The 12,330-nt window shown below is 66.2% G+C and carries 12 protein-coding genes; 7 read left to right on the plus strand and 5 right to left on the minus strand.

Features of this window, described 5'->3' with window-relative positions; all coding sequences use genetic code 11:
- Window positions 1–13 precede the first annotated feature (13 nt).
- From BN4346_RS44895 to msrA, 3 genes are read left to right on the plus strand one after another with little or no spacing between them, the layout of a single operon-like run.
- Entirely contained in the window at window positions 14–1,126 is a 1,113-nt protein-coding gene (locus BN4346_RS44895) for an alpha/beta hydrolase (RefSeq protein ID WP_067976754.1), read from the plus strand.
- On the plus strand, window positions 1,126–2,292 hold the full coding sequence (locus tag BN4346_RS44900) for a cytochrome P450 (protein ID WP_067976755.1): 1,167 nt from the start codon (window positions 1,126–1,128) through the stop codon (window positions 2,290–2,292). Before BN4346_RS44895 ends, BN4346_RS44900 begins: the two co-directional genes overlap by 1 nt.
- A 27-nt stretch (window positions 2,293–2,319) precedes the next feature.
- Window positions 2,320–2,826 (plus strand): peptide-methionine (S)-S-oxide reductase MsrA, encoded by a 507-nt coding sequence (gene msrA, locus BN4346_RS44905; protein ID WP_067976756.1) that lies wholly within the window; start codon window positions 2,320–2,322, stop codon window positions 2,824–2,826.
- A gap of 6 nt (window positions 2,827–2,832) precedes the next feature.
- Here msrA and BN4346_RS44910 read toward each other — a convergent pair whose 3' ends face one another.
- Window positions 2,833–4,182, minus strand: coding sequence for a cytochrome P450 (locus tag BN4346_RS44910; protein ID WP_067976757.1), 1,350 nt, complete (start codon window positions 4,180–4,182; stop codon window positions 2,833–2,835).
- A gap of 115 nt (window positions 4,183–4,297) precedes the next feature.
- Here BN4346_RS44910 and BN4346_RS44915 point away from each other — a divergent pair, with 115 nt between their 5' ends.
- Window positions 4,298–4,900 (plus strand): TetR/AcrR family transcriptional regulator, encoded by a 603-nt coding sequence (locus BN4346_RS44915; RefSeq protein ID WP_067976785.1) that lies wholly within the window; start codon window positions 4,298–4,300, stop codon window positions 4,898–4,900.
- 2 nt (window positions 4,901–4,902) lie between these two features.
- On the opposite strand, the gene BN4346_RS44920 is transcribed toward BN4346_RS44915, so the two are convergent.
- The gene (locus tag BN4346_RS44920) at window positions 4,903–5,994 is read right to left on the minus strand and encodes a fatty acid desaturase family protein (RefSeq protein WP_067976758.1); all 1,092 of its coding nucleotides are present in this window, start codon (window positions 5,992–5,994) and stop codon (window positions 4,903–4,905) included.
- Window positions 5,995–6,089: 95 nt separating this feature from the next.
- Window positions 6,090–7,145 (minus strand): flavin reductase family protein, encoded by a 1,056-nt coding sequence (locus BN4346_RS44925; RefSeq protein ID WP_067976759.1) that lies wholly within the window; start codon window positions 7,143–7,145, stop codon window positions 6,090–6,092.
- A 69-nt stretch (window positions 7,146–7,214) separates the two neighbouring features.
- Here BN4346_RS44925 and BN4346_RS44930 point away from each other — a divergent pair, with 69 nt between their 5' ends.
- Together BN4346_RS44930 and BN4346_RS44935 are read left to right on the plus strand one after the other, a co-directional pair.
- Window positions 7,215–7,922, plus strand: coding sequence for a TetR family transcriptional regulator (locus BN4346_RS44930; protein WP_067976760.1), 708 nt, complete (start codon window positions 7,215–7,217; stop codon window positions 7,920–7,922).
- 3 nt (window positions 7,923–7,925) lie between these two features.
- On the plus strand, window positions 7,926–8,975 hold the full coding sequence (locus BN4346_RS44935; protein WP_067976761.1) for a DUF4185 domain-containing protein: 1,050 nt from the start codon (window positions 7,926–7,928) through the stop codon (window positions 8,973–8,975).
- A 99-nt stretch (window positions 8,976–9,074) separates the two neighbouring features.
- On the opposite strand, the gene BN4346_RS44940 is transcribed toward BN4346_RS44935, so the two are convergent.
- Window positions 9,075–9,788: an RES domain-containing protein gene (locus BN4346_RS44940; protein ID WP_067976762.1), complete on the minus strand. Its 714-nt coding sequence runs from the start codon at window positions 9,786–9,788 to the stop codon at window positions 9,075–9,077.
- A 17-nt stretch (window positions 9,789–9,805) separates the two neighbouring features.
- On the minus strand, window positions 9,806–10,492 hold the full coding sequence (locus BN4346_RS44945; RefSeq protein ID WP_067976763.1) for a hypothetical protein: 687 nt from the start codon (window positions 10,490–10,492) through the stop codon (window positions 9,806–9,808).
- Window positions 10,493–10,881: 389 nt separating this feature from the next.
- Here BN4346_RS44945 and BN4346_RS44950 point away from each other — a divergent pair, with 389 nt between their 5' ends.
- Window positions 10,882–12,303: an alkaline phosphatase family protein gene (locus BN4346_RS44950; protein ID WP_067976764.1), complete on the plus strand. Its 1,422-nt coding sequence runs from the start codon at window positions 10,882–10,884 to the stop codon at window positions 12,301–12,303.
- The last annotated feature ends 27 nt before the right edge of the window (window positions 12,304–12,330 follow it).

A 12,330-nucleotide genomic window follows, 5' to 3' on the forward strand; every position in this document is an offset into this window, starting at 1 on the left:
AAGGAGTAATGCAGTGGCGGTAACCCGCGAATTCGTCTCGCTCACTTCGGCATCGGCGGGCGTGAACCCGGCCGGTTACCACCCGGCCCAGGGGCTGTACTGGACCCCGGCCGGCGTCAAGCCGAAGGTGGCGGTGATCGCCAGCCACTACAACGTGGACTTCGCCGAGCACTACCTGGCGCCGCTCATGGCCGAACGCGGCTACGGGTTCTTGGGTTGGAACACCCGGTATCGCAGCGGCGAGTCGCTGTTCCTGCTCGAGCATGCCCTGCTCGACATCGCGGCCGGGGTGCAGTGGCTGCGCGAACAGGCCGGCGTCGAGACCATCGTCTTGCTCGGCAACTCCGGCGGTGGATCGCTGATGGCCGCCTACCAGTCCCAGTCCGTGGACCCGCACATCACCACGGTCGGCGGCGGTCCGGTTCCCGACGCAGTCAACACGCTGCCGCCCGGCGACCTCTACGTGTCCACCCAGGCGCACGCTGGGCGCCCGGAGGTGCTGACCGCGTGGATCGACCCGTCGGTGACCGACGAGACCGACCCGCTGTCCTGCGATCCGTCGCTGGACATGTACGCCGAGCAGAACGCGCCGCCCTACACGCCGGAATTCATCGCCCGTTACCGCCAGGCTCAGCGCGACCGCAATGACCGGATCACCGCGTGGGCGCAGGCGGAGCTCAAGCGGCTCAAGGCCGGCGGCACCTACGACCGCTCCTTCTCGGTGCATCGAGTGTGGGCCGACCCGCGTTACCTCGATGCCTCGCTGGACCCGTCGGATCGTCCGCTGAATCAGTGCTACCTGGGTGACCCGCGGCGCGCCAATCGCGCGCCGTACAACATCGCCGCGCACTGCACGTTGCGGACCTGGCTGTCCATGTGGAGCCTGCAGACGTCGTTCTGTCAGGGCACTCCGCACCTGGGCCGGATCACGTTGCCGTCGTTGGTGATCCAGGGTACCGCGGACACCGGGGTGTTCCCCAGCGATGCTCACCACATCCACGACTGTTTGGCCAGCACCGACAAGCAGCTCCATTTCATCCCCGGCGACCACTACCTGGAGCAGCCGACGGACAGCCGCACGATCTGCGCGGATCTGGTGGCGTCCTGGATCGCTGAACGCACCTGATGGGCGCGCTCGACTTCGACTTCCGCGACCCGGAGCTGCACGTCGATCCGTTGACGTATCAGCGCCGGTTCGCCGAAGCCGAACCGGTGCACCGCAACAGCCAGGGGCTGTGGGTGCTGACCCGTTATGCCGACGTGCTGGCGATGCTGCGCGACGAACGAGTCAGCACCGACCGGCGAAACCTGTACCGCCGCAAGCTGGATCCGGGCCGCCCGTATCTGACCCACGTGGAACACAACCTGTTCTACCGCTCCGGTGACGATCACCGCCGGCTGCGGGCCCCGCTGTCCCGAGCGTTCACGCCGCGAGCGCTGGCCTCCTTCGAAACCGAAGTCGCCGCCCGGGCCCGGTCGTTGGCGGCCGGGCTGGACCCCGACGGCTTCGACCTGGTGGCCGAGTTCGCCAAGCCGTTGCCGCTAGGGGCGATCGCCACCCTGCTGGGCGTGCCCGACAGCGAGCTGGACAACCTGGCGACCTGGTCGATGGCGCTGATCGCGGCACTGGAACCGGCGGCATCTCGCGAGGTGTTCGTCGCCGCGGACGACGCCGCTGCCGGGATGAAGGCTCTGCTCGCCGATCTGCTGGTGCTGCGCCGCGCCGATCCCGGTCACGACCTGCTGTCCGTGGTGGCGACCAGCGGGCTGCCGGTGTCGGACGACGAGCTGCTGCACAACGCCATCTTCTTGCTGTCGGCCGGACACGACACCACCACGGCCGTGCTGACCGGGGCGGCCGCATTGCTGATGCAGGAGCGCGGGCAACGCGGCCTGCTGGCCGACTCCCCGCACGCCGTTGACGAACTGGTCCGGATGATCAGCCCAGCCCTGATGATCTCCCGGGTGGCCAGCGCCCCGATCCAGATCGGTGACGCCCTGATCGATACCGGTGCCCCGATCCTGCTGGGGCTGGCGGCCGCCAACCGGGACCCCTCGGTGTTTCCCGACCCCGACCGGCTGGACCTGGCCCGCTCGCAGACCGGCCACCTGGGCTTCGGGTTCGGTCCGCATGTCTGCCTGGGCGCGCCGTTGGCCCGGATGCAGATCCGGTTGGGTCTGCTCGCCCTGTTCGACCGCTTCCCCGAGCTGACGGCGCAGGCGCCGCCGTATCGCGAGCCCAGCGCGGTGTTGACCAGCTACCGGTCCTATCCGGTGGCGGGCCGCGGATAGCTGCGGATAGCTGCGGATAATCGGGGCATGACCAATTTCCCGAGAGCGATCCTGGCCGGCGGCTGCTTCTGGGGCATGCAGGACCTGATCCGCAAGCAGCCCGGCGTGGTGAGCACCCGCGTCGGCTACACCGGCGACCCCAATGTCCCGAACGCCACCTACCGCCATCACGGCACCCATGCCGAGGCCATCGAGATCACCTACGACCCCGCGGCCACCGACTACCGCAGCCTGCTGGAGTTCTTCTTCGCCATCCACGACCCGACCACGCGTAACCGGCAGGGCAACGACGTCGGAACCAGTTACCGCTCGGCGATCTTCTACCTCGACGACGAGCAGCGCCAGATCGCGCTGGACACCATCGCCGACGTGGAAGCTTCGGGACGCTGGCCGGGCAAGGTGGTCACCGAGGTCAGCCCCGCCGGCGACTTCTGGGAGGCCGAGCCCGAGCATCAGGACTACCTGGAGCGGTTCCCGAACGGCTACACCTGCCACTACATCCGGCCGGACTGGCAGCTGCAGCCGCAGCGCTGACCGGGGTCAGTCCCGGCGACGCACCGTGATCCGACCCCCGTCCTTCGGGGTGAACGCGATGCCGCGGGAATGGACCTTCTCTCCCGGCGCCGTGGTGGGCTCGATGGTCAAGTGCTGCAACACCGTCCGCAACACCACGTCCATCTCCAGGTTGGCGAACGTCGAGCCCGGGCAGCGCCGGGTACCGCCTCCGTAGGGCATCCACTCGAACGCCGACGGACTGCCGGCGATGTAGCGCTTGGGGTCGAACCCGTCGGGGTCGGTGAACGCGCCGGGGTTCTGGTGGACCTGGTTGATCGCAATGATCACCGAATAGCCGCGCGGAATCACCCACTCGCCAATCTGAATGCTGGGCGCGTACACATGCCGCCCGGAGAAGTCGATCACGGTGCGCACCCGCTGTACTTCGCGGATCGTGGCGCGCCGCAACGTGTTCCCGCCGGCGTCCGCCTCAGCGGTCAGCTCGTCGAGCAGTTGCGGGTAACGGCTCAGCCGCTCGAAGACCCAGGCCATGGTCGATGCCGTGGTCTCATGTCCGGCGGCCAGCAGGGTCAGCAGTTCGTCGCCGATCTCCTGGCGAGTCATCGCCGTGCCGTCCTCGTAGCTGCTGTTCAACAGCAGGGTCAGCACATCGGTGCGGTTCTCGAAGTCGGGATCGGCACGGACGTCCTCGATCAGCTTGTCCAGGACGGTCTCGTACTCGGCGCGCCAGGTGGCCAGCCGGCCCCACGGGGTGAACCGGCCGTAGCCGCGGACCGGAATCGGCAGTGCCGCCAGCCGGGAGCCCAGCGTCACCCACTTGGGCAGGCCGACCCGCAGCTTGTCCAGTTCGGCGCCTTCAGCCCCGAAGATCGCCCGCAGGATCACGTTGATGGTGATCCGGTTCATCGGCCGCAGTGTTTCGAAGGGTTTCCCGGTAGGCCAGGTGGCGATCTCGCGGAGGGTCTCCTCGACGATGATCTCCTCGTAGGCCCGCACCCGCTTGCCGTGGAACGGTGGGCTCAGCAGATTGCGCCGGCGCCGATGGTCCGCACCGTCGAGAGCGAACACCGAACCCGATCCGAGGATCCGGGAAAGGTTGGGCTGGATATTGCCGAGATCTTCGGGGTTGGTCAGCAGTACCTGCCTGGCCAGTTCCGGATCGGTGACGATCACCGTCGGCCCGAACATCGGAATCTCGACGGTGAAGGCGGCACCGTATTTACGGGTCTGACGGCGCACCGCCTGGCGTCGGGCCAAGATGAAGTGCAGTCCCGCCGCCAACTTGGACCCGCGCGGGCCGGGGGGCAGGTTGATTGCCGGTGAATCCGGGGTCTCGACGGTGTGCGCGGCCGTGCTGGCAACCGTGTGGGTCATGCGACGCCTCCCGACGTGATATTTGGTACCAGTGCGTACCAATGCTTGCGGGAAACGGTACTCTTTAGTACCAACTAGTGGCAAGGTTTAGGCGCAAGGAGGTGCGGCGATGACGATGCCTGCAACAGATGCGCCGGCGACCGCCGCTGCCGACCCCTTTCGGCGTCGATTGCTCGACGGGCTGGCCGATTCGATCGCCGAGCGCGGCTACCGGGCCAGCACCGTCGCGGAGATCGTGCGCGCCGCCCGCACCTCCAAACGCACCTTCTACGACCACTTCGCCAGCAAGGAAGAGTGCTTGCTGGAGCTGCTGCGCGCCGACAATGAGGAGCTGGCGCTACGGATCCAGGCGGAGGTGGATCCCGAGGCCGATTGGCAGGTCCAGATCCGCCAGGCCGTACACGCCTACGTCGCCCAGATCCGGTCCCGGCCGGCGATCACGCTGAGCTGGATCCGCGACATGCCGTCGCTGGGCGAGGTGGCCCGGCCGGCCCAGCGCCGGGGCCTGGAGCTGATGTCAAACCTGCTCATCGAGCTCAGCGGCAGTCCGGGGTTTCGCCGCGCGAACCTGCCGCCGCTGAGCCCGGCACTGGCGGTGATCCTGCTGGGCGGCCTGCGGGAGCTGACTGCGCTGGCCGTCGAGGACGGCGCGGACATCGGCGTCATCACCGAGCCGGCCATCGACGCCTCGATCGCGCTGCTGGGCCCCAGGGGCTGACTTTAGTTCCAGGGCAGCGCGAGTTTCCAGATCTTGCGGACCACGCTGCCGAACTGCTTGAGCAGCGGGCCGGTGTTGTACGGAACCCCGTAGCGCTCGCAGATCTCCCGCACCTGTGGCGCGATCTCGGCGTAGCGGTGGGCCGGCAGGTCGGGGAACAGGTGGTGTTCCACCTGAAACGACAGGTTGCCGGAGAAGATGTGAAACCACTTGCCGCCGGTCAGATTCGCCGAGCCGAGGATCTGGCGGTAATACCACATCCCGCGGGACTCGTTCTGGGTCTCCTCGACGGAGAACTCCTGCGTGCCCTCCGGGAAATGCCCGCAGAAGATGATCGCGTAGGACCACACGTTGCGCATCAGGTTGGCGGTCATGTTGCCGGCGAACACCAATGGCGCGAACGGGCCGGACAGCAGCGGGAAGGCAACGTAGTCCTTGAGGGTCTGGCGACGTACTTTCTGCCAGGTCTCGAGCAGCATCTCCTTCTTGTCGGCGAATCCGATCTCGCCGGCCCGGATGCGCTCGGTCTCCAGCTCGTGCACCGCCACGCCGTACTGAAACAGCACCATCAGCAGGAAGGCGTAGAGCGGGTTACCCAAGAAGTAGGGCTCCCAAGGCTGCTTGTCGCTCATCCGCAGGATGCCGTAGCCCACATCGCGGTCCATGCCGACGATGTTGGTGTAGGTGTGGTGCATGTAGTTGTGCGAATGCCGCCACTGATTACCCGGGCAGGCGTTGTCCCACTCGAAATCCTTGCCGTACAACGCCGGTTCGCCCATCCAGTCGTACTGGCCGTGCATGACGTTGTGGCCGATCTCCATGTTGTCGAGGATCTTCGACAACCCCAGCATCACCGTGCCGGCCAGCCAGGCCGGCGGGATGATGCCGAAGAACAGCAGGGCACGACCGCCGACCTCCAAGGTGCGCTGCGCCTTGATGATCCGATGGATGTAGTCGGCGTCGCGCTCGCCGAGGTCGTCGAGGACGCGCTGACGGAGGGCGTCGAGCTCGGCGCCAAAAGCGTCGAGCTGCGACGGGAGATCGTTGCGCGGGGCTTCGAGAACTTCGGTCGCTTCGAGAACTGGTGCGGACATGGTTGGCTCCTTTACCTACTTCCCGCGAGTGGGAAACGCCCGACGCGACACGCGGTGGTGGCGTCGAGTGGTTCCCACTCGCGAAGTTTCATCTGTTACAAATCGATTTCGACGTCGCCGACGGGCACGGAGACGCAGATCTGGATGTCTTCGCTCTCGGCGGTGGAGATGGCGCCGGTGATCAGGTTTCGTACCGCGCCACCGGTTTTGCGGCAGGTGCAGCTGTGGCAGATGCCCATCCGGCATCCGCTGGTCGGTTGTAGGCCCGCCGCTTCGGCCTGCTCCAGCAGAGTCCGGCCGTCGTCGACCACCGAGACGGTGCTGCCGAGGAAGCTCACCTGCCCACCGGACGGGTCGGCCGGAACCGTGAAGACCGGGGGCACGAAGCTCTCGGAGATCGCCTCGGGGCACTGTTCGCGCACGGCCGCCACCAGTGCCGGCGGCCCGCACACGTACACCGCTTCCGGGTTCGGCGTCGCCGCCGCAAGATGCTCGGCGTCGAAATAGCCCGGCAGGTCGCCCTCGCCCGGCGTGCGGGTGTAGCCGTGCAGCACCCGCACCCGAGACATTGCGGCGAGTTCGTCGTGGTAGCAGGCTTCGTCGCGACTGCGCGCGTAATGGATGAACGTCACCCGGCCGTCATAACGCTCGGCGATCAGCGTGCGCAGCATCGCCATCACCGGGGTGATCCCGCTGCCGCCGGAGACCAGCAGGATGCTGCGGGGGCGGATCGCCGGAAGCACGAAGTCGCCACCGACCGTCTCCAGTCCGACCACCATGCCGGGCTGAGCGTTGCGGTACAGGTGCTCGGAGACCAGGCCCCCTTCGTGGCGGCCGATGGTGAGCTCGAGGAGCCGTTGTCCTTCGGCGCTTGCCGGCGAGTAGCACCGGGTGCGCCGGCGCCCGTCGATGTCGACGGACAGGTTGACGTGTTGGCCTGCCTTGAAGCCGCCGAACGCGTCGTTGGGTTCGAGGAGCAGCGTCACGCTACGTGGAGTGGCGCGCCGGACTGCGACGACCCGGGCACGGGCGTCGTTTTGGGTCCACGTCGGCGACACCAGCTCGGTGTAGCGGTCGACCCCGTGGGGACCGGTGAGCAGATCGACCAGGCCGGAGCCCAGTACCCGCCGCGTCAAAGTTTGAGTGAACATATGTACACAGTGAACACTTGTTTACGACGAGTCAAGGGTTATTTGCCCGCTGTGTTACGCTTCACAACAGTGAACAGTCGTACGCCGAATTCACGGGCCGGGCGCACGCGGCCACCGCGGCCCGAACGGCCACCCCGATCAGCCCGGCCCGACGGTCCGGAGCGCGTTTCGCGCGAGGAACGCAAGGAAGCCACCCGGCGCGCCATCATCAACGCGGCGCTCACCCTGCTGGACGAACGCAGCTTCAGCGCGCTGAGCCTGCGCGAAGTGACGCGCGCCGCCCACATCGTTCCGGCCGCGTTCTACCGCCATTTCGAGTCGATGGACGCCCTTGGCCTGGTGCTTATCGACGAATCATTTCGAGCGCTGCGCGAGACACTGCGCGAAGCCCGAACCGGAGGCGTGGACCCCAGCCGGGTCATCGAGTCCTCGGTGCAGGTGCTGGTCGACAGTGTGGCCTCCCGCCACGAGTACTGGCGATTCATCAACCGGGAACGCTTCAGCGGGATGACCGTGCTGCGCTACGCGATCCGCACCGAGATCCGGCTGATCACTTCCGAGCTGGCCACCGATCTGGCGCGGTTCCCCGGGTTCAATGCTTGGAGCGCCGAGGATCTCAACGTCCTGGCGGGACTGTTCGTCAACGCGATGATCGTCACCGCGGAGGCCATCGAAGACGCCCCCGATGCCGAGACGCTCGCCGAGATCAAACATGTTGCCGTCAAACAACTTCGGATGATCGCGCTAGCCGCCGGCGGCTGGCGCAGCAAGCCTTGAGCGGTGCACTCCACCGCGCACAACGCCGCCGGGAAGCTGGCCGACGTCACCGGCCCAGGCATCACCGACCGGTGGGGCGTGACGTGCGCGGACCTGGGCGCCTCAGTACTGGCTCCTGACGGCGCCCTGGTGTCGGTGTTCGGCGACACCTTCGCCGGCGAGCGGGTCGGCCAGGGCGATTGGCGATCCCCGGTGATCCTGATCGGCACCGGCGACGCCGGGCACCGGGTGTGCTACCAACGAGCTGGCGGCACCGACCCGCAGTACGCCCGCCAGCTCTGGCATTACCGACACCGCCAACCGGCCTCACCGCTGGACCGCTACGCCATCAGCACCGTGATCCCGTCGGATCTACTGCGAGTGGAGCAGATGCTCTACCTGCACGCGATCGTCAACCGCGGGTTCGGCAACGTGGCGTGGACCGAGATCTGGCAATCGGCCGACAACGGAATCACCTGGCACAACATCGGGGCGCGATTCCCGGCGCGGCTACATCGCGGCTACGCCCAATGCTGGTCCTGGGACTACGACGCCGACGACGGCTGGGTGTATGTGGTCTCGACCGGATTCCAGCGCGACAAAGGCGTCATCCTGCAAAGGGTGCGCCCCACACACCTTGGGGACCCGAGCAAATACTCCGGCTGGGGCTACCGGGGCGGGCGCCGAGCCTGGGGCCACGCCCCGGTGCCCATCACCCCACCCGGCGAGACATGGGGCGAGTTGTCGCTGCGGCGCCTGGCCCCGCAGACCTGGGTTCTCGGCGGGTTCGTATCGTCGCGCTACGCCCTGGGCTACCGGGTGCTGCGCTCCCCCACCGCCGTGTTGGCCGGGGAGCCGCTGCAACTTCCGCTGCTCGGCAGCAGCTGGGACGACGAAGACCACGCCGGCGGCCGCGTCGCCCAGCTCTACGGCGGCTATGTGCTGCCCCGCTCCCGGGTGGATCGCACCGGCGGGGTGGGCCTGATGGTGTCGCAGTGGAACACCGCGCGCGGCTGGCCGTATCGGGTGATGCAGTTTCGCGCGACGTTGCGCGGCGGCGAGAAACTTCTCTAGCTCGAAGGCACCGGGCTCGCATGGATCAGGGGATGGTGGTCCGCCGACCTCCTTCACTCGCGCCGACTACCCACCACCTATAGCAGTCGTTGGGAAGGTCTAGACCTTATCGGTCTCGATCAGCGCGCGCAGTTCTTCGGCAACCTCGTCGACGCGGAGTCGCCCGGGGCCTTCGTAGAGGTTCTGCGAGCCGGGTCCGGATCTGTTCCAGGTACCACGCTCTGCTGGGTACCTCTCTCCGAACAGGATGATTACTTCTTCGGGTGGCTTCTTGGTCAACTCGGCTTGACGGGAATGCCAGATCAGTCCCTGCAGTGGCGGATCGTGTTGCTGCGCGAGCGCTGCGATCGCCAGGCGTCGTGTGCATGGATAGTGCTCGGCCGGACTCGAGATCACTTGGCTGCGCGTGAGCTTGAGTCGCTGTAGCTCTGGATCGCGCAGATCGCCCAGGGTGGCATCGGTGGGCACCTCGATGTGAGCCAACAGTTTCTCGTGCAGATGCGCGTCGTAGGCGGTCATGCTGCCCGACTGGTGCACGTCGTGAAAGACCGTCTCCAGTAGCACGCCGGCAGGTGACTCGCCCAGATACATGTTGGGTAACCGCTTTCCGGTTGTGGGGTCGTCGATTGGGGCGAACCGGGTGTCACCCCAGCCTGCGTTGAATTCGTCATATCCCCACTTGCCGTCGTACACGCGGTAGAGCAGCCGGCCCTTGTCGAGTAGCACCGTGTTGAGGGTGGGCAACGTCGTGGCGACGCCACAGCCGGCTGGGTGCGGGCACACCAGATCCTGCGGCGGAGGCGTAGCGGTCATCTCGCAAGCCCGGGGTTCTAGTCGGCCGCACCGGCGGCGAAGCGCTGGGCTGCGCGCAGTGCACGCGCTGGATCAGTCGCGGCGATGCGCTCGGGCACCTCGCCGGAGAGAAAGCTCGTCGGGCTGGTCAGCCACGTCCAGAGGGACCAGTCCCGCACGCCGCCTTGAGCTAGCGCCGCCAGGATCGGTGCCAGCTCGGTGCGCGGCTTGAGGTGCTCGTCGAATTGGAACGCCGGTATCAAGGTCCGGCCGTCATGGTCGACGGTGAATAGTTTGTGCGCTTGGCGGGATCGTGCCACCCAGGTTCTGGTGGTGGACTCCGATGAATGGCGCTGCTCACTCAGCGAGGCGTATGTGTGGAAGGGCATGGCGAGCAGCGCGTTGCGTTGGGTGGCCAAACGCTTCGCCTGCGACAGGGTCGCGGCGGGGGTCAGGCTAACGCCATGGCCCATCAGCGCCCGAAGTAGATCTTCGCGGGACGCCTCCACATGCTCGGATTGCAGCGTGCGGATAGCTCCGTACAATCCGAGAAACTCACGGACCCGGGAAGGGTCGCGTAGTTCCGGCAGAGATCCAATGGGCTCGTATTCAATTACGGTTGCTCTGAGGAAGCTGCTGAGCTGAAGCGCCTGCGTGAGTTCCCCTCGGGTGACGCCACGGACTTCTAGTCCATCGTCCACCTCGGCGATGTCATAGTCCGTCATGTAGCAAGTGTAGCAGCGTTTAATGATCCCGGTATGGCGCTACATGGGCCGGGCTCCGGCCAAGCGACCTCCATCCAGTTCCACTTGGCCCGCCTGGCGACGGTGATCGTCGCTCATGGCTGTGCTCCAGCGGATCTCGGATGCGTCCAGTGCCCGGACGGGTCCCCCGTGAGGACCCCGGCAAAGTCGCCTGCGGCGACTCGAGCGATACGGCGGGCAGATCGTCGGGTGCGTGCGCAGCGCCACCGCACCTGGACGGTTAATTCAGATTCCTCAGTAACTTTCTGGGTAAATAAGCGTATTGGTCCACAAAGCTTAATTTTTCCTGGGGACCAGCTGCTAGGATTGCCGCCCAATGGTCCGCGTAACTCCAGCGAGGGATATCGAACGTGACAAAGGTGAAGCAGTATCTGTGCGGCGTGACCGTCGCCGGCCTGGTCGCCGGAACGGGCGCAGCGGTAGGGACGCAGATCGGCCTGTCGGCGGTGACCGCCGACTGGATGCTGACCGCGGAGCATGTGTTGCTGATCGGCCTCGACGGCGTCAACCTCGCCAAAGTCCTGGAATACGCCTATAACGACGACAGCGGCTTCAAGACGGCGATGGACCAGGGCATCACCGGGACCGCAAGTCTGACCAACCACACCACCCTCTCCGGGCCTTCGTGGTCGACGATCCTCACCGGCGTGTGGGACGACAAGCACGGGGTCTACAACAACCTGTTCCGGCCCGAGCCCTACAACGCGTGGCCGTCGGTGTTCAACCTGATCGAGTACAACAAGCCGGAGATCGACACCACGATCATCAGCAACTGGGAATACCTCAACCAGTTGGCCGACGCCGGCAAGTACTCGGTCGACAACAACGTCTTCGTCCCGGCCGGGGACAGCCCCGCCCAAAGCGACGAGCTGGTCACCGCGCTCACCATCGCCCAGATCCTCGGCACGGCGGACAACCCCGATGACATCTCGAGTTTCCTGTTCTCCTATCAGTCGCAGGGCGACCACGCCGGACACTCGTTCGCCAGCGGGTCGGAAGAATACATGCAGGCCATCATCAATCTCGGGGCCAACATCCAGCAGATCCTGGCCGCGATCGCTCAGGTGCAGTCGATCACCGGCGACGACTGGTCGATCATCGTCACCACCGATCATGGCCACCAGCAGACCGTGACCCTGCCCGGCCTCAGCATCGGCCACGGCTTCCAGTCGCCCAACGAGACAACGTCGTTCGTCATCTTCGACCAAGCCGGCGATCACGCGTCCGACGGCAGCCAGAACCTGAACTACTCGATCGCCGACATCACCCCGACGATCTTGTCGCTGTTCGGCATCCCGTTGCGGTCGGACTTCGACGGTGTCTCAATGGCATTCGACCCGACCGTCCTGAATAGCCACGTCACGCCCGTCGATCTCAAGCAGGCGCTCACCGACGCCATGGCGATGTACGGCTATCCGAATATCGGCAACGACATAACGCTGGCCATCCGGACGCTGGCCGGGTCGGTGCCGTACTTCATCGACAAGTTCATGATGGAGATCGACAAATTCCTGCAGGGGATCGCCGACCAGGACATCTTCCTGATCGGCGGGCTGGCCGAGGTCGCCCAGCAGATCAACGACTTCTTCGGCGGTCTGACGGTGGACGTGACCAACACGCTGGCAATGGGAATCACGCACCTGTTGGGGTCGGGCACGATCGCACCCGAAGACGCGCCGCTACCGGCGCCGGGCAGCGCCGAGTTCTCCGATCTGTCCCTGCTGGCCACCGCCTTGTCTCCGCCGCTCGACGTCGAGGCCCTGCTGGGCTGATCCGCCGAAACCGACGGCGCCATTAAC

The sequence above is a fragment of the Mycolicibacter icosiumassiliensis genome, from assembly GCF_900078685.2.
Classification (GTDB): Bacteria; Actinomycetota; Actinomycetes; order Mycobacteriales; family Mycobacteriaceae; genus Mycobacterium; species Mycobacterium icosiumassiliensis.